The organism is Corynebacterium neomassiliense (genome assembly GCF_900626215.1).
Classification (GTDB): Bacteria; Actinomycetota; Actinomycetes; order Mycobacteriales; family Mycobacteriaceae; genus Corynebacterium; species Corynebacterium neomassiliense.
In genome coordinates this window covers 1,718,099-1,740,726 of the sequence record NZ_LR131106.1, presented here as the reverse complement: position 1 = coordinate 1,740,726, position 22,628 = coordinate 1,718,099, and the positions used below count along the sequence as shown (strand labels likewise).

General features: G+C 66.8%; 20 protein-coding genes. 14 read left to right on the top strand and 6 right to left on the bottom strand.

All coding sequences use genetic code 11. The features are described 5' to 3' along the window. Genes E0E18_RS07655 through E0E18_RS07645 form a run of 3 tightly spaced genes read left to right on the top strand, consistent with a single transcriptional unit; the run spans position 1 to position 2,355 of the window. A complete protein-coding gene (locus E0E18_RS07655; protein ID WP_066588507.1) occupies positions 1-429 on the top strand; it encodes a RidA family protein in 429 nt (142 codons plus the stop codon). Continuing rightward, complete coding sequence (locus E0E18_RS07650; RefSeq protein ID WP_130840039.1) at positions 426-1,106, top strand: DUF1028 domain-containing protein; 681 nt, start codon at positions 426-428, stop codon at positions 1,104-1,106. Before E0E18_RS07655 ends, E0E18_RS07650 begins: the two co-directional genes overlap by 4 nt. Then, positions 1,099-2,355, top strand: a complete 1,257-nt coding sequence (locus E0E18_RS07645) for a M20 family metallopeptidase (protein WP_130840037.1) — start codon at positions 1,099-1,101, stop codon at positions 2,353-2,355. The genes E0E18_RS07650 and E0E18_RS07645 overlap by 8 nt, the downstream gene beginning before the upstream one ends. 81 nt (positions 2,356-2,436) lie before the next feature. Here the strand turns inward: E0E18_RS07645 and E0E18_RS07640 are convergent, their stop codons facing one another. The 4 genes from E0E18_RS07640 to E0E18_RS07625 form a co-directional block, all read right to left on the bottom strand. Then, entirely contained in the window at positions 2,437-4,776 is a 2,340-nt protein-coding gene (locus E0E18_RS07640; RefSeq protein ID WP_130840035.1) for a YhgE/Pip domain-containing protein, read from the bottom strand. Then, positions 4,773-7,337, bottom strand: a complete 2,565-nt coding sequence (locus E0E18_RS07635; RefSeq protein ID WP_237559689.1) for a YhgE/Pip domain-containing protein — start codon at positions 7,335-7,337, stop codon at positions 4,773-4,775. The genes E0E18_RS07640 and E0E18_RS07635 overlap by 4 nt, the downstream gene beginning before the upstream one ends. Before the next feature lie 134 nt (positions 7,338-7,471). Next, complete coding sequence (locus E0E18_RS07630; protein ID WP_066588501.1) at positions 7,472-7,675, bottom strand: hypothetical protein; 204 nt, start codon at positions 7,673-7,675, stop codon at positions 7,472-7,474. 99 nt (positions 7,676-7,774) lie between these two features. Beyond that, positions 7,775-7,954 (bottom strand): hypothetical protein, encoded by a 180-nt coding sequence (locus E0E18_RS07625; RefSeq protein ID WP_130840033.1) that lies wholly within the window; start codon positions 7,952-7,954, stop codon positions 7,775-7,777. Between the two features lie 572 nt (positions 7,955-8,526). On the opposite strand from E0E18_RS07625, the gene E0E18_RS07620 reads away from it, so the two are divergent. Then, positions 8,527-9,972 carry an MFS transporter gene (locus tag E0E18_RS07620; protein ID WP_130840031.1) on the top strand — a complete coding sequence of 482 codons (1,446 nt, stop codon included), beginning with the start codon at positions 8,527-8,529 and terminating at the stop codon, positions 9,970-9,972. A 91-nt stretch (positions 9,973-10,063) separates the two neighbouring features. Here the strand turns inward: E0E18_RS07620 and E0E18_RS07615 are convergent, their stop codons facing one another. Continuing rightward, complete coding sequence (locus tag E0E18_RS07615) at positions 10,064-11,938, bottom strand: BCCT family transporter (protein ID WP_130840029.1); 1,875 nt, start codon at positions 11,936-11,938, stop codon at positions 10,064-10,066. 188 nt (positions 11,939-12,126) lie between these two features. Further along, positions 12,127-13,089, bottom strand: a complete 963-nt coding sequence (locus tag E0E18_RS07610) for a flavin reductase (RefSeq protein ID WP_066588491.1) — start codon at positions 13,087-13,089, stop codon at positions 12,127-12,129. 210 nt (positions 13,090-13,299) lie between these two features. Here E0E18_RS07610 and E0E18_RS07605 point away from each other — a divergent pair, with 210 nt between their 5' ends. The 10 genes from E0E18_RS07605 to E0E18_RS07560 all read left to right on the top strand — a co-directional run bounded on the left by E0E18_RS07605 (position 13,300) and on the right by E0E18_RS07560 (position 22,619). Continuing rightward, positions 13,300-14,139, top strand: a complete 840-nt coding sequence (locus tag E0E18_RS07605; RefSeq protein WP_066588488.1) for a GntR family transcriptional regulator — start codon at positions 13,300-13,302, stop codon at positions 14,137-14,139. Beyond that, positions 14,136-14,783 (top strand): amino acid synthesis family protein, encoded by a 648-nt coding sequence (locus tag E0E18_RS07600; protein WP_130840027.1) that lies wholly within the window; start codon positions 14,136-14,138, stop codon positions 14,781-14,783. The genes E0E18_RS07605 and E0E18_RS07600 overlap by 4 nt, the downstream gene beginning before the upstream one ends. Further along, on the top strand, positions 14,780-15,340 hold the full coding sequence (locus E0E18_RS07595) for an amino acid synthesis family protein (RefSeq protein WP_066588479.1): 561 nt from the start codon (positions 14,780-14,782) through the stop codon (positions 15,338-15,340). The genes E0E18_RS07600 and E0E18_RS07595 overlap by 4 nt, the downstream gene beginning before the upstream one ends. A 10-nt stretch (positions 15,341-15,350) precedes the next feature. After that, positions 15,351-16,151 (top strand): alpha/beta fold hydrolase, encoded by an 801-nt coding sequence (locus tag E0E18_RS07590; RefSeq protein ID WP_110480889.1) that lies wholly within the window; start codon positions 15,351-15,353, stop codon positions 16,149-16,151. A gap of 8 nt (positions 16,152-16,159) precedes the next feature. Continuing rightward, positions 16,160-17,668: an aldehyde dehydrogenase gene (locus E0E18_RS07585; protein ID WP_130840025.1), complete on the top strand. Its 1,509-nt coding sequence runs from the start codon at positions 16,160-16,162 to the stop codon at positions 17,666-17,668. Between the two features lie 16 nt (positions 17,669-17,684). Further along, complete coding sequence (locus E0E18_RS07580) at positions 17,685-17,945, top strand: tautomerase family protein (protein ID WP_066588472.1); 261 nt, start codon at positions 17,685-17,687, stop codon at positions 17,943-17,945. Positions 17,946-17,947: 2 nt separating this feature from the next. Further along, positions 17,948-18,994 (top strand): LLM class flavin-dependent oxidoreductase, encoded by a 1,047-nt coding sequence (locus E0E18_RS07575; RefSeq protein ID WP_110480890.1) that lies wholly within the window; start codon positions 17,948-17,950, stop codon positions 18,992-18,994. A 75-nt stretch (positions 18,995-19,069) separates the two neighbouring features. Then, on the top strand, positions 19,070-20,680 hold the full coding sequence (locus E0E18_RS07570; RefSeq protein ID WP_237559688.1) for a nucleobase:cation symporter-2 family protein: 1,611 nt from the start codon (positions 19,070-19,072) through the stop codon (positions 20,678-20,680). An 8-nt stretch (positions 20,681-20,688) separates the two neighbouring features. Continuing rightward, complete coding sequence (gene guaD / locus E0E18_RS07565) at positions 20,689-22,023, top strand: guanine deaminase (protein WP_130840023.1); 1,335 nt, start codon at positions 20,689-20,691, stop codon at positions 22,021-22,023. Positions 22,024-22,109: 86 nt separating this feature from the next. Next, the gene (locus tag E0E18_RS07560) at positions 22,110-22,619 is read left to right on the top strand and encodes a 2-oxo-4-hydroxy-4-carboxy-5-ureidoimidazoline decarboxylase (RefSeq protein WP_130840021.1); all 510 of its coding nucleotides are present in this window, start codon (positions 22,110-22,112) and stop codon (positions 22,617-22,619) included. Positions 22,620-22,628: the final 9 nt, after the last annotated feature.

The window sequence follows — 22,628 nt, the reverse complement described above, 5'->3', positions numbered from 1 at the left end:
ATGGAACACACCCGCATCCGCCCGTTCAACACGAAGGACACCTACCCCGAGCAGAACCTCGACAACGACCTCTGCCAGGCGGTCGTCGCCGGAGGTGTCGTCTACCTGCGCGGACAGATCGGACAGGACCTCGACACCCGCGAGAACGTCGGCGTCGGCGATGTCGAGGCCCAGGCGGAGAAGGCGATGGCGAACATCGCCATGCTCATGGAGGAGGCCGGAGGGACCCTCGACGACATCGTCAAGGTCACCGTGTACCTCGTCGACATCCGCTACCGCGAACCCGTCTACCGGGTGATGGGCCGCTGGCTCCGGGGCGTCCACCCCGTGTCCACGGGCCTGGTCATCTCGGCGCTCGCCCGCCCGGAGTGGCTGGTGGAGATCGACGCCACCGCCGTGCTCACCGAGAAGGAGAGGGAGGCACTGTGACCTTTTCCGTCGTCGCCCGGGAAACCGCCGCGGACGGGAGCGTCAGTTTCGGCATGGCCGTGAGTTCCTCGTCCCCCGCCGTCGCCGCCCGCTGCCTGCACCTGCGCGGTGGTGTGGGCGCGGTGGCCTCCCAGAACATCACGGACCCCCGCTTCGGTCCGTTCCTCCTCGACGCCCTGGCGTCCGGGGCGTCCGCCGCGGAGGCGTGGGACACCCTCCGTGCTGCCGACTCCACCCTCGACTACCGGCAGATCAGTGTCCTCGGTGCGACCGGAACACCGGTCGCCTGGTCCGGGCCCGGGACTCTCGGCACCTACGCTTCGGCGGTGGGGGAGGACGCCGTCTGTGCCGGCAACATGCTCGCCTCGTCCGGGGTCCCCGAGGCGATGCTCGCCGCGTTCACCGCGGTGACCGGGGACCTGGAGTCCCGCCTCCTCGCCGCGATGCTCGCAGGTCTGGACAAGGGAGGCGAGGCGGGGCCGGTGCATTCGGCGGGACTGTCGGTCGTGCGGTCCGCCGGTTGGGCGGAGACCGACCTGCGGGTCGACTGGTCGGAGGATCCGCTGGGCGACCTCACCGACCTGCTGGAGATCTGGTTGCCGCAGCGTGACGACTACGTCACCCGCGGAATCGACCCGGCCACCTCACCGTCGTACGGGGTCCCCGGCGATGAGTGAGGACGCCGTGACCTCCCGCCTGAAGTCCAGTCTCCGGGAAAGGGTGGAGCAGCTGCGCCCGTCCCTGGTGGAGCTGTCGGACTGGCTCCACGACAACCCGGAGACCGCCTGGAAGGAGTTCCGGTCAGCCTCCCGGTGCGCGGAATGGCTGCGGGACCGGGGATTCAGCGTGGAGGAGAACTTCGTCGGTCTGCCCACCGCTTTCCACGCCACCGCGGGCTCCGGTCCGTTCCGGGTGGGACTGATGGCGGAGTATGACGCCCTGCCGAACATCGGGCACGCCTGCGGACACAACCTCATCGCCGCGATGACCCTCGGTGCCGCAGCGGCACTGGCGGAGGTGGCCGACAGCCTGGGTGGGCCGGGTGGGCCGGACGGGCAGGGCGGGCCGGACGGGCAGGGCATCACGGTCGAGGTTTTCGGTACCCCGGCCGAGGAGGGCGGGGGCGGCAAGATCGAGATGCTCGACCGTGGGGCCTTCGAAGGACTCGACTTCGCGATGATGGTGCACCCCGCCCCCGTCGACGTGGTCCGTGCCCGTCCTTTCGCGGTCGGACACTGGGAGATCACCTACACGGGCCGGGCGTCGCACGCGGGCTCGTACCCCACCCGCGGGGTCAACGCCGCTGACGCGTTCACTGTCGCCGAGGTCGCCGTCGGACTGCTGCGTCAGCAGCTTCCGCCGACCGTGCGGGTCCACGGGATCGTCACGCACGCCGGGGACGCCCCCAACGCGATCCCCGGAAAGACCCGGGGGCGGTGGTACGTGCGCGCCGGGGACATGGACGAGCTGGAGGAGACCGCCGAGAAGGTGCGGAACTGTTTCCGTGCCGGAGCCCTGGCGACGGGGTGCACCGTGGAGATCCGTGACGAGTCGAAACCGTACTCGGACATGAGGACCTGCGAGGACGCCCTGGAGTACTACCGGCTCAACGCCCTGGCCCTCGGCCGGGAACTCCACGTGGAGGGTGGCGGGGCTGCCCCGGGTGCCCCGGGTGGTCCGCACGCCCACTCTGACGGTGATCCGGCGGCGGACATGTGCCGTGCGTCGACCGATTTCGCGAACGTGTCATGGCTGGTACCGGCGATCCACCCGTACATCGGGGTGGGTTCCTTCCCGGTGCTCAACCACCAGGCCGAGTTCGCTGACGCCTGCGTGGGACCGGTCGCGGAGCAGACCCTGGCGGACGGGGCCACGGCCATGGCCTGGACCGTGGCGGACATGGCGCGTACGTCGGGGCGTCCCTGACACCGGGCGCCCGCTCGTCAGGACGCCCACTTCAGGGCGCCCAATCCAGGGCCCACTTCAGGGCCACTGTGTCCCGGGGTCTCAGGACGACATGACCCTGGTCGACTCGATGGCTGCCGTGGTGCTTCTGTTGTAGCCGTCGAGCAGTCGGCGCAGGAACAGCCCCAGAACCAGTGCCGGGACCACGAAGAGCAGGAGCTTGCCGAGGTAGATCCAGATGTCGCCCTGGTACACCCCCGCGACGGCCGACCGCATGGCGTCGATACCGTAGGTCGCGGGCAGCCACGGGCTGATGCTCTGGAACCACTGGGGGAGCAGTGGCAGGGGATAGGCGCCACCGGACCCGGAGACCTGCACGACCAGGAGGAACACGGAGATCGCCTTGCCCGCACTGCCGAACGAGAGCACCAGTGTGTAGATCACCAGCATGAACACCACCGAGGTGACCCACCCGGTGAGAAGCAGCAGCAGCGGGTGCTCGGCCTTGATCTGGACGAAAACGATGAGGCTGAGCATCGCGAGGGTGCTCTGAGCCAGTCCGATGAGGGCGAACACCCCGAAGTGGCCGAAGTAGGCCTGTGCCGGGGAGGGAGTGTCACCCGCCGCCCGGGCGGCAGGGGCGTCCTGCTCGACTCCGGGCAGGGTACCGGCGTCTGCTGCGACCGTGGCGTCCTGCCCGCTGTCGGCGTCCTCCCCGTCACCGTCCCCGTCACCGTCCCCGGCGTCCTTCCCGTTCTCCTTCCCGTCCTTCTTCACGGGCGAGGGAGCGGCACCGATGCGGATCAGCACCGCGGTGAGAAGAGCTCCGATCCACAGGGACAGCACCGTGTACAGCGGGGCCATGCCGACCCCGAACCCGGCGACCGGGAACACCGGCTGCCGGTCGACGGCCATCGGTGCGGCGAGCTGGGAGGCCAGTGTCTCCGGATCCGAACCCACGATCTCCCGCAGTCTCGAGAAATCACCGGTCTCCCCGGCGGTGGCCAGGGCATTCTCCAGTTCGGAGAAGCGTCGGGACTGCTCGTCGAGACTGTCGGCGACCGTGTTCGCGGTGTCTCGGGCACGGCCCAGGGTCTCCTGCAGGGATCCGGGGGAGTCGGACAGTGTCCGGCCGATCTCGCCCAGGTCCTCACGCACGGTGCTGATGTCCTCACCGAGGGTGCGAAGGGAACCACCCAACGCGTCCAGCTGGGGCCTGAGGTCGGTCCGGTAGGACGAGACCGCGTTGCTGACCGCGTCCCTGGCCCTGGTCACGGCGTCACCGGCACGCTGGCGCGCCTCCTGTGCGGACGTGTTGCCCCCGGTGATGTCCTGCGCGGTGCGCCGGAAACTGTCGTGGAGGTCCTGGGTGCGGTCGATCACGGTGTCGAGGGCGCCGACCACCCGGTCGAGTCCGGGGGCGGCGGCCGGCGGAAGTGCCGGGCCGATGTCGTCGACCAGAGTGCTGCGCACCGCCCGGTAACTGTCCGCCTGCTGTCCGGCCCGGTCCGCCAGTCCGTTCAACGTCGCAGCGGTGGAGTCACTGGTCGCCCCGGCGTCGGAGAACAGGTCGTCGAGACGGTCCCGTACGGCGTCGTATCCGCCACCCGCGGCGTCCAGCGCCGAGCCCAGGGACCCGGTGGCCCTTTCCAGGGTTGACTGCAGGTCGCTGCCCGCGCTCGTCCCGTCCCCCGCCGGTGAACCGTTGTCCTGGAACTGTGCCCCGGCTGCGCTGACCATGCTGTCGACACTGTCGACGAGCGGGACGGTGGAATCGACCAGCGCGCCGAGCGCCCGCACCGTCTGCGCCCCGGAACTCAGCTGGTTGCCGACGTCACGGACCCGGGACTCGATACGGTCGACGGCAGCCCTGGTGTCATCCTGGTTGAGGTAGTCCGACAGGGAGGTGACCAGTCCCAGTCCAACATTGCTGAGGATACGGGTGAAACTGTCGTTGATCTGTGAGATCACCCCCTCTGCGCTCTGGGGTGCGATGAGGGTGGACAGGGCGTTCTTCTTTTCGTTGGTGTACAGGGCGAGCCGGGAGGGCTCGGTCCCCTGGACGAAGAAGGTCAGGAGGTCGGTGCTGAAAGTGGGGGGCAGGACGATCGAGGCGTAGTACTCACCCGATTTCGTGCCGTCCACTGCCGTGGCCTCGTCGGTGACGACCCAGTCGATCTGGTCGTTCCGGCTCAGCTGGGAGAGCACCTGGTCACCCAGGTTGACCCGGAGTCTGATGAGGTCACTGTCGTACCCCTCGTCAGTGCTCGCGACGGCGATCTTGAGCCGGTCGGTGTTGTCGAAGGGGTTCCAGCTGGCCAGCACGTTGAACGAGGAGAACAGCATGGGGATGATGACGAGACCGAAGATGACGATCGCGGTCATCACGTTGTGCCGGATCTTCTGCAGGTCACCGTAGAAGATCTTCAGGACGGTCCTCATTCGCCGTCACCTCCCGTACGCGGTTCCCTGCCTGCACCGGCACTGCCGGACACCATCCCCCGCAGCTTCTCCTCCGGGAGGTCCATGAGTTCCTGCGCCTGGCCGAAACTGTTCTTCACGTAGTCCAGCATGGCGATGAGCGTGATGACCAGGAGGATCCACAGGCACACGACTCCGAATATGACCGCCTTCTGGTCCGGGTGGACCCGGGCGAGGACGCCGAGAACCAGCACTCCCACCACCCCCACGCCGACCGTGATCTTCAGCAGGGCCGGGTAGTTCTCCCGCAGACGCCTCCACCGGCCGTCGATTTCGTCGCGGAAGGCGTCACGGTCCCGGAGCGCGCGGATGGCGTCGGACAGCCGGTAGCTGCTGCCGACCACCTGGACCTCTTCGTTGATGATGAGTCCACCTTGCCCGAGCTGTCTGTTGACCAGCATGTTGACGTGGGAGAGGTTGCGGCGCAGGAAAGTTCCGACGACGAACGCGACGAAGGCCATCAGCGCCAGGACGCCCATCGCCTTCCAGTAGTGGTTGCCGTAGAACCCTCCGACCGTCTCCCTCATCGCGTCGATGCCGTAGGTGAACGGGAGGAAGGGGTATACGGCGCGGAAGAAGTCCGGTGTCATCTCGATCGGGTACATACCCGAGGAACCGGGGATCTGTATGAACGCCAGGACCACGGCGATGCCCCTGCCTATGTGGCCGAATGCGGTGATCAGACCGTAGATGACGCTCAGGTAGGCGACACTGATGAGCATGCAGGTGGCGACGAAGATCACCGGGTTGACGTGCTGCACGCCGAGGACGAGGTCTCCGACGGAGACGACGAACCCCTGGAACAGTGCCAGCACGGACAGCAGAAGCAGTCTGCCGAGGTAGGCCTGGGCCACGGTGAGCTTCCTGAGACCGGCGGTGTCCACCTCGGTGCGGAAGATGACCATCAGCATGAATGCGCCGATCCACAGTGAGAGGTTGGTGAACAGGGACGCCATGCCGGACCCGTACTTCGCCACCGGGTACACCGGGTGGCTGTCCAGTTCCGCGGGGGACGCCAGGAACCGGGAGATGCTCACCGAGTCCAGGTTGCTGACCGTCCCCAGGGCACCCTGTCCGGACGCCGCGACCAGGGCATTCACGTCTGCGCGGGCGGTGTTCAGCCCGTCCTCGATGCCGGCGAGATTGTCGCTGAAACCGCCGAGGACGCCGTCTGCGCGGCCGAGCTGCTGTTCGACCCCGTCGAGCAGACCGACGGACTGGTCCAGAATGGTCCGCTGGGACTGCAGGGTGCCCGCGAAGGACCCCGCGGACTCGTTGACCCGGTTGACGGCCCGGTTCAGCGCGGGGAGGGTGTCCCGGACAGCGGTGGTCAGCGCCTGGGCGGAGTCGCGGGTGTCGGCGGTGGCGCTTTCCAGGGCGGTGGCCGCGGCATTGACGGAGGAGACGGTGTCTGCCGTGGAACGCTGCAGCCCGGTGATGTCGTCGAGCAGTGCGCGGTCGGCCCGGTTACGTTCCTGCAGTCCGTTGAGGGCGTCGGTGAGGGGACCCGCGATCTCGGGGGCGGCACCGTCGACCAGGGCCTGCAGGCGGCTGACTGCCTGACCGCTCTGGTCGACGACACCGGTCAGGGACCTGGTCGCCCCGTCGAGACCGCTGGTGGCCCGTTCCAGCTCCCCGGTGACGGAGGCGACCGCCCCGGTGGCCGCGGAGGTTCCCTCGGCCAGTGCTGTCGTACTGTCCGCGAAAGCTGTCGTCGCGGAATCGGAGAACGTGGCGACCTGCTTCTGGACCTCGGTCATGACGGACTGGACCTGCTGCAGGGCAGTGCCGGCGTCGTCGAGTGTCTTCCCCACGGAACCGAGGGCGTCGCGGGTGGCGTCGATGGTGGGGGAGGCGTCCCTGATGCTCTGCCGTACCCGGTCGATCTCGTCCCGGGCGGACGCCATGGTCCGGGCCGCCCCTGCGAAGGCGTCCGAGGTGTTTCCCCCGGTCTCCGCCAGACGGTCACCGATGTCACCGCCGGCGTTGCGCAGTTCGGTGGTCACCGCCGACGCGACCTGTTCCTTGAAGGTGGAGGTGATCTGTGTGTCGATCTGTGACGCACCCTGGTCCGAGATCTTCGGGGAGATCGCGTTGAGCTTCTCGTTGACCCGGTATGTCAGGGTGGGTCGTTCATAGGTGCCGCCGAACATGCTGAGGAAGTCGGAGGAGAAATCGGGTGGGACGGTGATCGAGGCGAAGACCTCGCCCTTCTTCAGCTGGTGGTCGGCTTCCTCGGCGTCCATGAAGCGCCATCCGAGCTGGTCGTTCTTCGACAACTGCTTTACCATCTGCGCGCCGACGTCTATGTGGCCCGTCAGTGACGAGTCCGCTCCCGTGTCCTGGTTGACCACGGCGATGTCTATGTTGCGCGTGTTGCCGTAGGGGTCCCAGAAGGCGGCGATGTTGAACCACGCGTACAGCGCGGGAGTGATGATGACACCGATGATGATCACCCAGACCTTGGGGGTCTGCCACAGGCGGCGGAGGTCCCGGGTAAATACCTTCAGTACAGTGGTCACCGGCCGACCGTACCAAACTTCCCTGAGCCACCCGGTCAGTTGTCCTGCACCGGAGGAACTTCCGAGGGGAGGGACCGCGGGGGTGGCCGGTCAGGATCACCGGAACCGGCGCACGGGGTAGACCGTAGCGAGGCTCAGGATCTGCGACGTGTGGTGCGCAGGCGACGGTGTGCGCGGCGCAGCAGGCTTGCGGCCTGGTCGGTCTGCCACTGCGGTTCCGGGGAAAGCTGGGCGAAAGCTTCGTCGACGTCGATGAACCGTCCCGTCATTCGGGACTCCAGTGCCTCGACGGCAGCGGTGAGGTGCTGCTGGCGGTCGTGCTCGGAGAGAGTGCGCATGAGGGCATCCTAGCAAAGGCAAGGCTGACCATCAGAGGGATGGTATGTGTGACGTACATACCACCTCGGGGCAGGGGGACAAGCTACTTACGACGTTGTCTAGGCCCGACGTTGTGCGGCGGTGCGCCACGCCAGGAGCACCAGGCTCAGCACTGCCACCGCCGCGGAGATGGTACCGACCTTCGCGTAGGTGAAAGCCGGGCCGACGAGGCCGGAAACATCTGTGCTGACGTCACCGGACAGGAAGGCGTCCGCATTGTAGAGATTGCTCCATGTCATGATCAGGGCCACTCAACTTACGATGCTGGCCACGGCGGCTGTCAGACACGGCAACGCCGAGATTAGTGAATATTGTGACACTGTTCGCCTCGGAAGGCTCCGCCGACAAAAAGCCTCGCACATTGATCCGGAGTTGCGACCTTGTACGTGTTCCCTCTCCAGTTGAAGGAGAACCCTGTGATCGGTTCATAGTCGATTGCGCTTCGTGTTCCGATGCTTGTCAGGGACACTGCGAATGGCCTGATAATTCCAGATCGGAGAGAAGACATTCATGAACTTTCTTCGTGAGGGAAAATTGTAAGAAAGACAACTTACATGAGTTTTACCTGTGTGTCCATGGCGGTGGTTTCTCGGTCGGGAAGCCACCCCCCCCGATCTGTTAATGTCATCAACCATGTACACCGGCACCGCCTTTCTGAAGCTCCGCACCCTCCTCTGACAGCGGAGAACGGTCGAGTCCACTCCTGTTCTCTCCGCTGTCCGACGGCCCACCGCACATCCGCGGGTCGTCGGGTAGCTCTTGAGCCCTGCCCTCAGCGCTGCCCTGCCCCCGCACTCCACCGGAGAGCAGAATGCCCCGTACAACCCCGCGCAGATTCGCGCGCACAACCCCTGGTCACGGTATGCGTACCTTCGTCCACATCCTCGTCAACACCGCCGTGGCCAACCTCGCCACGAGCTTCCTCTGGTTCGGCCTGACCTTCTGGATCTACGCCGAGACCCGCAATGTCATCGCCTCCGGTGCCGTCGGCGGCGCCTACATGCTGTTCGTCTCCGCGTGCAGCATGCTCTTCGGCACGCTCGTCGACCGGTTCGACAAGAAGGCCGTGATGGTCTGGGCGACAGTCTTCGCCCTCGGCATGTTCCTCATTGACCTGGCATTCTTCGCCGTCGCCGGGGCCGACCGCCTGTCCGACATCACCCAGCTGTGGTTCTGGTTGTTCACGGCGATCATGCTCGCCGGCGCGGTCGTCGAGCAGCTCCGCGGCATCGCCCTGTCCACCACGGTCACCCTTCTCGTCCCGGAGGAACGACGCGCCAACGCCAATGGCATGGTCGGCACCGTCCAGGGACTGTCGATGCTGGTCACCAGTATCTTCAGCGGCCTGTCCGTCGGCTATCTCGGCATGGGCTGGACCATGGTCATCGGTACCGGGATCCTTGTCCCGGTGCTGCTCCATCTGGCGTCCCTCACGATTCGGGAGGACGCCACCGAGGACGCCACCGAGGAGGACGCCACCGAGGACGCCGCTGAGGGCGTCGCAGACGCCGACAGTGCCGCGTCCCCCACCGGTCTGGTCGACCTGCGCGGCGGTTGGGCCGCTGTTCTCGCCGTGCCCGGGCTGCTGGCCCTCATCCTCTTCACCACGCTGAACAACCTCTTCGGTGGGCTGACGATGACGCTCATGGACCCCTACGGCATCGAACTGTTCGGGGTGCAGGGCTGGGGCATCGGTTTCGCCGTGGCCGCCACCGGACTCTTCGTCGGTGGCGGACTGGTCGCCGCGAAGGGTCTGGGGCGCAACCCCGTGCGCACCATGCTGTTGTGCGCCGCGTCGGTCGGTGTGGTCGGTGCCCTGTTCACGATCCGCGACGCCGGCTGGCTCTTCCTGCTCGGCTCGTGGCTGATGATGGCGTTGATCCCCGCGGTCGAGGCGGCGGAACAGACCGTCATCCAGCAGGTCGTGCCCTACCGGAAGCAGGGGCGTGTCTTCGGCTTCGCGAACACCTTCGAGGCGGCGACGGCACCGGTGGTCGGTCTGCTCGTCGCGCCGCTCGCGGAGCTGTGGGTGATCCCGTACATGGAGACCGACGCCGGGCGGGACGCCTGGTCCTGGTTGGTCGGTACCGGTGAGTCGCGCGGCATTGCCCTGGTCTTCGTCGCCGGCGGCGTGCTGTGTGTACTGCTGTCGCTGGCGGCACTGTGCACCCCGCAGTACCGGCTGCTGCGTACCGAGGTCACGGGCGGGGAGTCCGGTACCGCTACCGCGCGGGGCGTGAACGCGGCAGGCAGGTAGCCGATATAATTTTACGTCCCGCAAGACCGATCTGACGTGTTCGGATCGCTCTCACGGGACGTGAACCTTCACGAGGTGACGGCGGTGCCGGCTACTGTGCGGGTCCTGCGTCATTCGAAGCACCCGCAGCACCGTCATCAGCTTCAGGCACCTGCGGCCACTCCGACGAGGGTTTGCGGGGGTCGGACTCCGGGGAATTCCACTCCACTCCCACGGCTCTTGCGTCGGAGATGCTCGCCGGCTGCTCCATGGCGGCGACCGTCGGAGCCGTGGCGTAACCGGGCTGACCCGCCAGAGCAGGTACTGTCCAGCCCCGGGCGAGGAGGTCCTTCTGTCTCACAACCCTGGCGTAATCGAGATCGTGGTCCTCGCGCAACGACTTCACCAGACTGACCGCCAGTAGGGCGATGATGAACGCGAAGGGGAATGCCGACAACATCGACGCCTGCTGCAACGCGGACAGTCCGCCGACCAGCAGAAGCACGGCAGCACTTAGACCGGTGACCAGTCCCCACACACCGAGTACGGGCCTGGTCGGTTCCAGTGTGCCCCGGGAGGTGAGCATGGACAGGACATAGGTGTTGGCGTCCGCGCCGGAGACGAAGAACAGGACCACAAGGACAATGGTGATGAACGTCGTGACCGTGGCTATGGGCATGTTCTCCAGGGTGTCGAAGAAGGCGTTGTTGACGTTCTCCAGGGCGGCGTTGCCGATCGCCCCGTCACCGTTGTCCATGTCGAACTTGATGGCGGTACCACCGAAGATGGTGAACCATCCGAAGAAGATGAGTGAGGGAACGCCCATGACGCCGGCGACGAACTGGCGGATGGTCCGGCCGCGGGAAATCTTCGCCAGGAACACCCCGACGAACGCACCCCAGCTCAGCCACCACGCCATCATGAAGTAGGTCCACCACTGGAACCACTGGGCGTCATCACCGTTGAGCGGGGTCCGCAGCGACATGGAGAAGAAGTCGGAGGCGTACTGCCCCACGGACCGGAAGAAGAGGTTGCCCAGGAACCCGGTCGGACCGCAGATGAGGACGAAGATGACCAGGAAGATCGACAGGACCGATGTCGCCTGGCTGAGGAACTTGATCCCCTTGTTCACACCGGTGAGCGCGGAGAGGGTGAACATGACCGTCACCCCGGCGATGATGACGACCTCGACGAAGGTGGAGTCGGAGATGTGGAACAGGCGACCCGCCCCTTCGGCGATGGTGGACGCCCCGAGTCCCAGGGAGGTACAGGTGCCGAAGAGGGTGGCGATCACGGCGAAGATGTCGATGACCTTGCCGGGCCACCGGTCCATGGACGAACCGAAGAGGGGTTTGAGGATGGGGGAGACCAGACCGGTGTTGCCCCGGACATGGGTGGAGTAGGCCACGCCGAGTCCGAAGACGCCGAAGATCGCCCAGGCGTGGGGGCCCCAGTCGAGGAAGGAGTACTGGAGGGCGCGGACCGCGGCGTCCTCCGTCCCCGCTTCAGCCAGGCCGTGCGGCGGTGAGGCGAAGTGGCTGACCGGCTCGGCGACACCGTAGCTGATCAGACCGATTCCCATCACCGCGGAGATGATCATGGCGAGCCAGGACAGGGTGCTGAACTCGGGCTTCTCGTCGGGACGGCCGAGGACCACCGTGCCGAACCGGCTGAACGCCAGCCAGACCATCAGACCGATGCATCCGACGGCGACAAGCAGGTAGACCCAGCCGAAACTGTCGGCGATCCAGTTCATGCTCGAGGTCAGGGCGTTGTTCAGACCGTCTGGTGTGACGGCGGCCCAGATGATCAGCAGTGCGACGACCGCGAGGGAGACCCAGAAGACGGTGCCGGGGCGGCCCCTGCGGGCGTAGGCGTCCTCAAGTGCGGGTGAACTGCCCTGGACCGGTTCGATGCCCCGGCCGGGGATCGCCTCAGTCGGCGGGGCGGTCAGTTTCTCGGTGCTGGGATCCGTGGGAGTGCTCACGGTGATCTCCGTTTTCTGTGCAGGAAGAGCTAGTGGGTGTGTGCAGTGGATCTGCGTGGGGGTGTGCAGTGGGTGCGGGTGGAGAGGGTGTGGGTTGTGGGTCGTGAGGGGAAGGTTGGTGAGATGTCGGTGCAGTTCAGACGGGTGGCTTCCGTGACCTCCAGTAGGGGAGCTCCTGTCGGGGACTGTCAGTCGAGCGGGGTGAGGTCGTGGCTCTCGTAGAACCGGCCCGCCTTGTAGATGATCGGGTCGTTGTCGGTGGACTCGGACGTGCGGACACGGCCCACGAAGATGGTGTGGGTCAGTGCCTGGAAACGCTCCTTGATCTCCACCTCGATCGCGGCGGCGGAGCCGTCGAGCAGAGGGGAACCGTTCGGGCCCGCGTGCCATTCAAGGTCCGCGAACTTGTCGGGGGCCTTGGACGCGAAAGTCCGCAGGGTGTCGCGCTGGTTGCAGCCGAGGATGTTGATGCCCATGTGACCGGAAGCGAACAGCGCCGGGTAGGTCGACGAGGTCTTCTGCACGCAGACCATGACCAGCGGCGGCTCCAGGGACACAGAGTTGTAGGAATTCACGGCCAGGCCGCGGGGCTTACCTTCGGCGTCCATCGTAGTGACCACGGTGACGCCGGTGATGAACTGGCGGTTGAAAGCCTTGAGCGCCTCCTTCGTGGGCTCGCCGTCGAGATTGTCCGAGACCGAGTCGGTGTCCTGGTCAAAGGCGGATCCGAGGCTCTTGAGACCCAGGTCGGCGAGCAGTGCCCCGGCGTCCCAGGTGGCTTCCTCGAACACGACACGGCCGGCGTCGAAGGTGAGCAGGTTCGACCCGGCGGTGACGACCTCGGTGCCGGTCGGGGGCACGTCACCGAGAGGCTCGGTGAAGGTACCGGTGGAGTGCCAGTACACGGCGACCTTGCAGTCCCGTTCGTCACCGTCGACGACGATGTGGTCGACGGTGGTCGTCAGGTCGGGGAAGGCGGAGCGGATGGCGAGGATGTCGGACTTGATGGCGTCCAGACCGGTCGTCGTGGAGGACCTGGCGTTGCGTCGCCGGTAGTTGTCCGCGGTGAGCTGGTCGAAGACGGAGACGTCACCGTTGTCCCAGGCGGCGTGCCAGGAGTTGACGATGGTCTTCTTCAGGATGTGGTTCATGTGCACCTCTCTGTGACGGTCACTGCATCTGTTGTATGCAACAGAATCTCCATTCGGTATGCATGGAACCGTATGCAGTGAGGGGCGTCACGTCAATGCCAAGACGTAAAAAACTCGTAAACGCACGAAAATGTAACTTTCCAGGAAACATGGAAGAAATGTGCCGCCTTCCTCTTGCATGTCTGACACGGTGATGGCACACTCTCTTGCATGCAAGAGATCACGGAACAGGCACCCGCTGACAGGAAGTCGGAGCCGACCCTGCGCGAGCAGGTACGCGCCCGGATCCTCTCCGGAGAACTCGAACCCGGCGTCCTCATCCCGGAGACCGCCCTGGCGGAGGAGTTCAACGTCAGCCGCACCCCGGTGCGTGAGGCACTCAAGGAACTCCAGATGGAGGGCCTGGTGGACATCCGCCCCCGCGTCGGCACCTTCGTCCACGAACCGACCCGCCGGGAGATCGTTGAACTGTTCCAGCTCAAGGAGAGCCTCGAAGGCCTCGCCGCCGCCCTGCTCGCCAGACGCGGAGAGGTCCCCGAGCTCGGCGTCCTCCAGCGCAACATCGAGGAATCCGACGCCGCCGCCGCCCGCGGGGACGCCGACCGCTACACGCAACTCGTCGGCGAGTTCCACTGGACCCTGGTCCGCGGGGCGGACAACCGGAAGCTCTACGAAATGTACGAGCGGCTCATGAACCAGCTCGCCTATGAACAGCTGGTGGCCCGCACCGTCTCCGACCCGCAGCGACTGAAGGACTCCGACCGGGAGCACAACAAGGTCCTCGACGCGATCCGGCAGAAAGACCCCTACGGCGCCGAGATGGCGATGCGCGACCACGTGCACGCGTCCAGCCGGGCGGCCCTCCACCAGACCTTCGACCGGCACGACCGGCACCAGGATCCCCCCGGGGAACGGTCCGCCCGGCCGGCACGGTTCAACTACCTCGGCAACCCCGACGCAGTTGTCCCCGCCACCGGACCAGGTGACGCCGGCACAACCGGTGCACACTCACGCACCACCCACAGCACCGACGACGAGGAGCAGCGATGACAGACAGACCCACCACATTCGAGGAGCTCGGAGCGAGTCTCGGCATCCGCCGGGTCACCCTCGTCCACGAGGAGGTGTACGGCGAAGCCGGATCCGTGCTGGACACCCCCGTACACAAGGCCGCGGCAGTCGCCGTGGTGAAGAACCCGTGGATCGTCGACGGGACGACCACCGGGACGGACGCCGACCTCGACCCGGCGACCCGGAAGATCGCCCCGGTGATCGCCAAACTCCTCGCCGACCGGCTCCTCGCGGCACTCGGCGGTGCCGGGAACATCGAGGCGTTCGGCAAAGCCGCGCTCGTCGGCACCGACGGCGAACTGGAACACGCCGGCGCCCTGATCCACACCCCCTACTTCGGGAACCTCATCCGGGAGATGCTCGAAGGCACCTCCATCATCTGCTTCACCGACGGAAGGGTCGAACCCGGGACCGACGTCCACGTGCCCATGTGGCACAAGACCCACGCCGCGAACCGGGACCACTACCAGACCATCGACGTCCCGCTGGCGGACGCCCCGCACGCCGACGAGATCTGTGTCATCGCCGCGGCGTCCACCGGGCCGCGCCCCTTCCCCCGCATCGGTGACCGGACCACCGACATCCCGGTCACCACCGACATCCTGAAAGGCCTGCTTCCATGACTCTTGAACTCCGCAAGCTCACCACCACCGTCGACGAGATCTTCTCCGAGGGCGGACGTGAGGTCACCCCTCCCAAGCGCGTGGTCGTCGTCGCCGCGGTGATCCGCAACCCCTGGGCAGGACAGGGCTTCGTCGAAGACCTCGCCCCCGGCATCGACGCGACCGCCTCGGACCTGGGTGCACTGCTGGCACCCCGGGTCATCGAGGCCCTGGGCGTCCCGCTCGAAGCCTTCGGCAAGGCGGCGATCGTCGGGGTCGACGGTGAGATCGAGCACGGGTCCGCGCTGATCCATACCCTGAAGTTCGGCAACCACTTCCGGGACGCCGCGAACGCCTCGACCCTGCTGCCCGCGGTGGAGAAGCGCGGTGTCTCCGGGGCACCCTTCGACATGCCGCTGAAGCACTTCACCGACGCCACGATCCGTTCCCACCACCAGACGGTCGAGTGCCGGGTCTCCGACGCCCCCCACGCCGACGAGATCGTCATCGCGTTGGGTGGCACCGGGTCCGGGCGTCCCCAGCAGCGGCTCGCCGCACTGAGCACGGAAACCAGGTAGAGGAACGCCCATGGGTGCGCCGATCATCCTGCTGCACGGCGTCGGACTGGACCGGACGATCTGGGACGCCGTCACCGTTGAACTGTCCCACACGGCCGCAGGCAGGTCCGGGCGACAGACCGTCGCCCTCGACCTGCCCGGGCACGGCGGTCAACCACCGCTGACCCACGAGGTCAGCCTGGGCGACCTGGCGTCCGACATCCTCCACCGGATCTCCCGGACCACCACCGGACCCGTCCACCTGGTCGGGTTCTCCGTCGGGGCCCTCATCGCGCAGTACATCGCGGTGCACCACCCGGAACGGGTCCTCTCGTTGACCTGCGTGAGCTCCGTCTGCGCCCGGACACCGGAGGAGGCCGCCGCGGTCCGGGCACGCCTGGACACCGCCGGAACCGACTTCGCCCTCGGAGCCGAACGCGCGGTCGACCGGTGGTTCCCCGAGGACGCCACAGTCCCCGGGGCCACCGCGACACAGCTGCTGAGGGACCGGACCAGGCGCATCCTGCTCGCCAACGACATCCCCTCCTACCTGCACGTCTACCGCGTCTTCGCCACAGCAGACGCCGAACTGGCCCCGGAACTGCACCGGATCACCGTTCCGGTGCTCGCCGTGACGGGGGAGGAGGACCCCGGCTCAACACCCGACATGTCCCGCCGGATCGCTGAACGCATCCCCTCCGCCCACGTCCACATCATCCCGGGCGCCAGGCACATGGTGCCCGACACCCACCCCGAACTGCTCGCAGCGCTGATCTCCGAGCTGGTCGGGACCGCCGAAAAAACCACCGAACCACACCCCGAAAGGAGCTGAACTGAGCCATGACCGCAACGACTGCAACAGCCGCCACGACCCCACGTCTTGACCACTTCATCAACGGCGAACACCGGACCCCCGCATCCGGTGAGTACTTCGCATCCACCAACCCCGCAACCCTGGAGACCCTCTACGAGGTCGCCCGTGGCACCGACGAAGACGTCACCGCCGCCGTCGACGCCGCACACCGGGCGTTCCGTGACCCCGCCTGGGCCGGACTCACCGCGACACAACGTGGCCGTCTGCTCCGACGCCTTGGAGACCTCATCGGGGAATACGGTGACGAACTCGCCCTCTACGAAAGCCTCGACAACGGCAAACTGCTGCGCGAGATGCGGGGACAGCTGAAGTCCGTGCCGGAGTACCTGTACTACTACGGCGGACTCGCCGACAAGGTCCAGGGCTCCCAGATCCCCGCCTCGAACCTGGACATCATCAACTTCACGATGCGGGAGCCCCTCGGCGTCGTCGGGGCGATCACCCCGTGGAACTCGCCGATCACCCTGACGGTCTCCAAGCTCGCCCCGGCCCTCTCCGCCGGAAACACCCTGGTCATCAAGCCCAGCGAATACACGTCCCGCACCATCGTCCGCCTCGCGGAGATCGCCTCCGAGGCAGGTTTCCCCGACGGTGTGGTCAATGTCGTCACCGGATACGGTGCCGAGGCCGGGGCAGCCCTGGTCGACGACCTGAGGCTGGCGAAGATCTCCTTCACCGGTTCCACGGCCACCGGTGCCGGGATCGCCCGCTCCGCCGCCGGACGGTTCATCGGCTGCACCCTGGAACTCGGCGGCAAGTCGCCGAACATCGTCTTCGGGGACGCCGACGTCGACAACGCCGCCATGGGCGTCGTCGCCGGTGTCTTCGCCGCGGCGGGCCAGACCTGCATCGCCGGTTCACGGGTCTTCGCCCACCGCTCCGTCTACGACGAACTCCTGGAGAAGGTGACCCGCAGGGCGTCCACCATCAGGATCGGCAACCCTGTCGACGACGACACCGAACTCGGTCCGCTGGCCTTCGAGGCACAGCTGAACAAGGTGAAGTCCTACATCGACCTCGGCAGGTCCGAAGGCGCGACGGTGCACTACGGCGGGGACCGCCCGGACGTCGGTCTCCCCGGTTACTTCCTGCAGCCCACGGTGCTGACGGACGCCACCAATGACATGCGCGTGTGCCGTGAGGAGATCTTCGGCCCCGTCACCGCGGTGATCCCCTTCGACACCGAGGAGGAGGTGCTCCGCCTGGCCAATGACACCGAGTACGGACTGGCCGCCGGTGTGTGGACCTCCAACCTGCAGCGCGCGATGAGGATGTCCCGCGGTCTGGAGGCCGGCACCGTGTGGATCAACACCTACCGGGCCATGTCGCCGATGTCCCCGCGCCAGGGCTTCAAGAAGTCCGGTGTCGGGATCGAGCACGGTATCGAGTCGATGTACGAGTACACGCGGTTGAAGTCCGTGTGGATCAACACCGACGAGGGTCCTGTCGCCGACCCCTTCGTCATGCGCGGTTAGTCGGGGAGTGCCCACAATGCCACTCATCGACATCTCCATCGCCGCAGGTAGAAGTCCGGAACAGCTCAGGGCGCTGATGGACGGCGTCCACAGGGTCGCCGTAGAGACCGTGGGTGCCGCCCCGGAGAACATCACCGTCATCGTCCGCGAGGTCCCCCACGAACTCTGGTCGCGCACGAACACGACCATCGCCGAGCGGGAGGCGGCGGCGCGTGCACCTGCCGCAGACGCCGCCGGAACAGAATTCTCACACACACGACACAGCAAGGAGCAGTGACAATGCGTTTCTCACTTTTCATCCACATGGAGCGCTGGGACGACTCCATCTCCCACGAACAGCACTGGAACAACCTCACCGAGCTCGTCCAGCTGGCCGAGGCCGGCGGTTTCACCACCGTGTGGACCGGCGAGCACCACTCCATGGAGTACACGGTCTCCCCCAACCCGATGGTCTCCCTCGCCTCCCTCGCGGCGAAGACCAGCACCATCCGCCTCGGTGCGGGCACGATCATCGCCCCGTTCTGGAACCCGGTCCGTGCCGCCGGGGAGACCGCACTGCTGGACATCATCTCCGGAGGACGCGCCGAGATCGGTGTGGCCCGTGGCGCCTACCAGTTCGAGTTCGACCGCCTCGCCGGAGGCATGTCCGCCAAGGACGGCGGAAGCTACCTGCGGGAACTCATCCCCGCCATGAAGAAGCTGTGGGTCGGGGACTACGCCCACGACGGCGAACACTGGTCGTTCCCCACATCCACCTCGGTGCCGAAGCCGATCCAGAAGCCGGGGCCGACAGTCTGGGTCGCGGCCCGTACCGCCGAGACCCACGACTTCGCCGTCTCCCAGGGATGCAATGTCCAGGTCACCCCCCTGATGAAGGACGACACCGAGGTCCGGGACCTCAAGGACAGGTTCGATTCGGCAGTCGCCAACCACCCTGAGGTGGAGAAGAAGCCGGAGATCATGGTCCTGCGGCACACCTTCGTCCATTCGCCGGAGGACCCGGACGGCTGGATCCCCGGAGCCGAGGCCGTGAGCCGCTACTACCGGACGTTCAGCTCCTGGGCGTTCGGGAAGAAGGTCCCGGACGACGGCTTCCTCGCCCCGCAGCCGCTGGAGACCGTCAAGGACCGTCCGGAGTTCGAGCTGGAGTCCCTGCACCGGTCCGCGATGATCGGCACTCCCGAGGAGATCACCGCACGCCTGCACTCCTACGAGGACATGGGCTACGACGAGTACTCCTACTGGATCGACAACTCCATGTCCCACGAGGAGAAGAAGGCCTCACTGCAGCTGTTCATCGACCAGGTGGTCCCGAACTTCGTGTGAGGCCCGGGGGGGTCTGCCGGGGACCGCAATACCGGGGACATCTGCCGTTAACACGACCCACGGACACTGTGGGACATGACTGTTTCAGCTCCTGACCCTGCTGCCCCGGCCGTCCACCCGGTCGACCAGAGGCCACCGTGGCCCCGGCTCATCATCCTCGGTCTCCAGCACGTGCTGGCGATGTACGCGGGAGCGGTCGCAGTTCCCCTCATCGTCGGTGGCGCACTGATCAATGCAGGCCAGTTCGATGCCGCTGACCTGCATCACCTCATCGTCGCCGACCTTTTCGTCGCCGGCATCGCCTCGGTGATCCAGTCGATCGGCCTCTGGCGCTTCGGTGCGAGACTCCCGCTGATGCAGGGGGTCTCCTTCGTCGCCGTGGCCCCGATGATCTCCATCGGTTCGGAACACGGCGTCACCGCGATCTACGGGTCCGTCATCGTCACAGGTGTGGTGATGATGGCGGTCGCCCCACTGTTCGCGAAGATCGTCCGCTACTTCCCCCCGCTGGTCACCGGCACGATCATCACGGTCGTCGGACTGTCACTCCTGTCCGTCGCCGCAGGATGGGTGTACAACGGCAGCGCCCCGGACGAAGCCGACCACGGTACAGTCGGCGGGTTCTTCCTGGCGCTGGTCTCCCTCGTCGTCGTGATCCTCATCCACCGTTTCGCCTCCCCGGCGATGAAGTCCCTCGCCGTCCTCGGCGGGATCATCGTCGGCACCGTGGTGGGACAGTTCATGGGCAGGACCGACTGGTCGGAGGTGGGCCCCTCCGAGTGGGTCGGCATTCCCACCCCCTTCCAGTTCGGTGCCCCCACCTTCGACGCCGCGTCGATCTTCACCATGGTCATCGTCGGACTGGTGATCATGACCGAGACCACCGGTGACATCATCGCCATCGGTGACGTGGTGAAGAAGCCCGTGGACGGCCGGACCCTGTCCGACGGTCTGCGGGCAGACGGCCTGTCGACCGTCCTCGGCGGTATCTTCAACACCTTCCCGTACACCGCGTTCGCGCAGAACGTCGGGCTGGTGTCCCTGTCCCGTATCGCCTCCCGGTTCGTGGTCACCGCGGCGGGTGTCATCCTCATCATCCTCGGACTCCTGCCGAAGATGGGTGCGGTGGTCACCGGCATCCCGTCCGAGGTCCTCGGTGGAGCCGGTGTCGCACTGTTCGGCATGGTCACGGCGTCCGGTATCAGGACCCTGTCGACCGTGACCTGGACGGAGACCCGGGCCCTCATCGTCGGCGTGTCCATTGCGGTGGCCATGCTCCCCAGCGTGCAGCCCGGACTGTACGAGAAACTGCCGGACGAGATCGAGATGATCGTGGACTCCGGTATCTCCGCCGGCGCGATTGTCGTGATCCTCCTGAACCTCCTGCTCAACCGGGAAGGCGGCGGCCACCTGGCGCCCGCGTTGGCTGACGGCGTCCACGAGACCGAACCCGGCCCGACCGGGGACTCCGAATCCACCTCGGTGGTGCTCAACAACTCCGAACGTGCCGCGGCCTGGGCCGAGCGCAAGGCTGAGGAGGCCCGGGCGGCGGTCGCCGAGGCGAAGGCGGCGGCCGCGCGGGCCGAGGAGATCCGGGCGGCCGAGAACGCCACGGGAGGTTCGGTCGGTGCGCCGGGGGCACCCCGGGAGGACGCCGGCGGCACTGGCAGTCCCCGGACCAGGTGAGGCAGCCCGTGGAGATCCATCTGGGCCATGTCGTCACCCCCTCGTCCGGGACGGACGCCACCCCCGGGACTCTTCTCGACATCCCCCGGGGCGCGGTCGTCACGGACGGACCGGTCATCGTCACTGTCGGCCCGGCCGACGAGGTCGTCGCCGGGTACACCCGCAGTGCGGCGTCCCCGGTCGTGCACGACCACGGCGGGAAGCTGATCGTGCCGGGCTTCGTCGACTGTCACGTCCACTACCCGCAGATAGGGATGATCGCCTCACCGGGGGAGCAGCTGCTTGACTGGCTCGACCGGTACACCTTCCCCGCGGAGGCACGTTTCGCCGACCTCGCCCACGCCAGGGCGACCGCGTCCTTCTTCACCGACCAGCTCATCTGTCACGGTGTCACCACGGCACTGGTGTACTCCACCGTGCACCCGCACAGTGTGGACGCGCTGTTCACCGCGGCCAGGGAACGGGGTCTGCGGATCATCACCGGCAAGACCTGCATGGACCGTAACGCCCCGGCTGAACTGCTGGACACGCCCGAGACAGCCCAGAGTCAGAGTGCCGCTCTGCTGGAACGGTGGCACGGGGTGGACCGCCTGGAGTACGCCCTGACCCCCAGGTTCGCCCCGACTTCCTCGGACGCCCAGCTCGAAGCGCTCGGAGAGCTCGCCGACTCCTACCCTGACGTGGTGGTCCAGACCCACCTGTCGGAGAATGTCGGCGAGATCGGATGGGTCGGTGAACTCTTCCCCGACGCTGTCGACTACACCGACGTCTACGACCGGGTCGGCCTGGTGCGGGAGCGTTCCGTCTTCGGGCACGGTGTCCACCTCACCGACCGTGAACTCGACAGGCTCGGTTCAGTGCACGCTTCGGTGGCGCACTGTCCGACGTCGAACAACTTCCTGGGGTCCGGACTGTTCCCGCTGGCGGCGTCCCTGCACACGGCCCCGGGTCTGCGCATCGGTTTCGGGTCGGACGTCGGCGGGGGGACCTCCCTGTCACCGTTGGCGACGGCGGGGGAGGCGTACAAGGTCTCCCGGCTGATCGCCAGCTCCGGGGACGGGGACGCCGTGGCCCCGCTGTCGGCGGCGGAACTGCTGTACTACTCCACGCTGGGCGGGGCCAGGGCGCTCGGAGTTGACGCACATGTCGGCAGCCTCGAGCCGGGGAAGGACGCCGACCTCGTCATCCTCGACGCCACGGAGAGCAGTGGAAATGCGGTCCTCGCGAACCGTGCCGCCGAGTGCACGTCCACGGAGGAGCTCCTGTTCGCCCTGATGCTCCTCGGTGACGACCGGGCCGTGGACCGGGTCGTCGTCAACGGCGTCTCGGACGCACCCCGGTGACGGTGGCTGTGGCTGTGACGGTGACGGTGCCTGTGACGGTGCCTGCTCGCCCGACGGATCCGGGCGGGGGTGGATACGATGGAGGCATGCCCACGATCACCCTGGCCGAGTTCAACACGGCGCCGGCGTCCGTCATTGTTCCGGAGCTGGAGAGCATCCTGGGGTCGGCCCCGTTGGCGGACTCCGTCGCCGCCGCCCGACCTTTCCGGGATGTCGCCGATCTTGTCGCCGCCACGTCCCGGCTGCTGGATGCCCTGTCCACCGAGGAGGTCAGGGACGCGGTGAACGCGCACCCCCCGATCGGTGGTTCGGTGGCGCGGGGGTCCCGGTCCGCAGATGAACAGGCCGGGGCGACCGAGTCCGCTGACCTTGACGTTGTCCGTGACCTGCAGCCGGTGTACCGGGAAAAGTTCGGCTGGAACTTCCTCATCCGTGCCGCAGGCCGGTCCAGTGGGCAGATCCGTGCGGAACTGGAACGGCGCATGAGCGTCGGGCCGGACGAGGAGTGGGCGTTCAGCGTGGACCAGCTCCGTGCGATCAACGAACTGCGCCTGCGCGGGTACGTCACCGACGACACTGACGACACCGACCGATGAAGGAGAACC

Coding starts and splice junctions, on each gene's coding strand:
- E0E18_RS07645 (WP_130840037.1), top strand. CDS start 1,099: ATGAGTGAGGACGCCGTGACCTCCCGCCTGAAGTCCAGTCTCCGGGAA.
- E0E18_RS07620 (WP_130840031.1), top strand. CDS start 8,527: ATGCCCCGTACAACCCCGCGCAGATTCGCGCGCACAACCCCTGGTCAC.
- E0E18_RS07600 (WP_130840027.1), top strand. CDS start 14,136: ATGACAGACAGACCCACCACATTCGAGGAGCTCGGAGCGAGTCTCGGC.
- E0E18_RS07570 (WP_237559688.1), top strand. CDS start 19,070: ATGACTGTTTCAGCTCCTGACCCTGCTGCCCCGGCCGTCCACCCGGTC.
- E0E18_RS07630 (WP_066588501.1), bottom strand. CDS start 7,675: ATGCGCACTCTCTCCGAGCACGACCGCCAGCAGCACCTCACCGCTGCC.
- E0E18_RS07640 (WP_130840035.1), bottom strand. CDS start 4,776: ATGAGGACCGTCCTGAAGATCTTCTACGGTGACCTGCAGAAGATCCGG.
- E0E18_RS07605 (WP_066588488.1), top strand. CDS start 13,300: ATGCAAGAGATCACGGAACAGGCACCCGCTGACAGGAAGTCGGAGCCG.
- E0E18_RS07560 (WP_130840021.1), top strand. CDS start 22,110: ATGCCCACGATCACCCTGGCCGAGTTCAACACGGCGCCGGCGTCCGTC.
- E0E18_RS07610 (WP_066588491.1), bottom strand. CDS start 13,089: ATGAACCACATCCTGAAGAAGACCATCGTCAACTCCTGGCACGCCGCC.
- E0E18_RS07580 (WP_066588472.1), top strand. CDS start 17,685: ATGCCACTCATCGACATCTCCATCGCCGCAGGTAGAAGTCCGGAACAG.
- E0E18_RS07655 (WP_066588507.1), top strand. CDS start 1: ATGGAACACACCCGCATCCGCCCGTTCAACACGAAGGACACCTACCCC.
- E0E18_RS07625 (WP_130840033.1), bottom strand. CDS start 7,954: ATGACATGGAGCAATCTCTACAATGCGGACGCCTTCCTGTCCGGTGAC.
- E0E18_RS07575 (WP_110480890.1), top strand. CDS start 17,948: ATGCGTTTCTCACTTTTCATCCACATGGAGCGCTGGGACGACTCCATC.
- E0E18_RS07595 (WP_066588479.1), top strand. CDS start 14,780: ATGACTCTTGAACTCCGCAAGCTCACCACCACCGTCGACGAGATCTTC.
- E0E18_RS07585 (WP_130840025.1), top strand. CDS start 16,160: ATGACCGCAACGACTGCAACAGCCGCCACGACCCCACGTCTTGACCAC.
- E0E18_RS07590 (WP_110480889.1), top strand. CDS start 15,351: ATGGGTGCGCCGATCATCCTGCTGCACGGCGTCGGACTGGACCGGACG.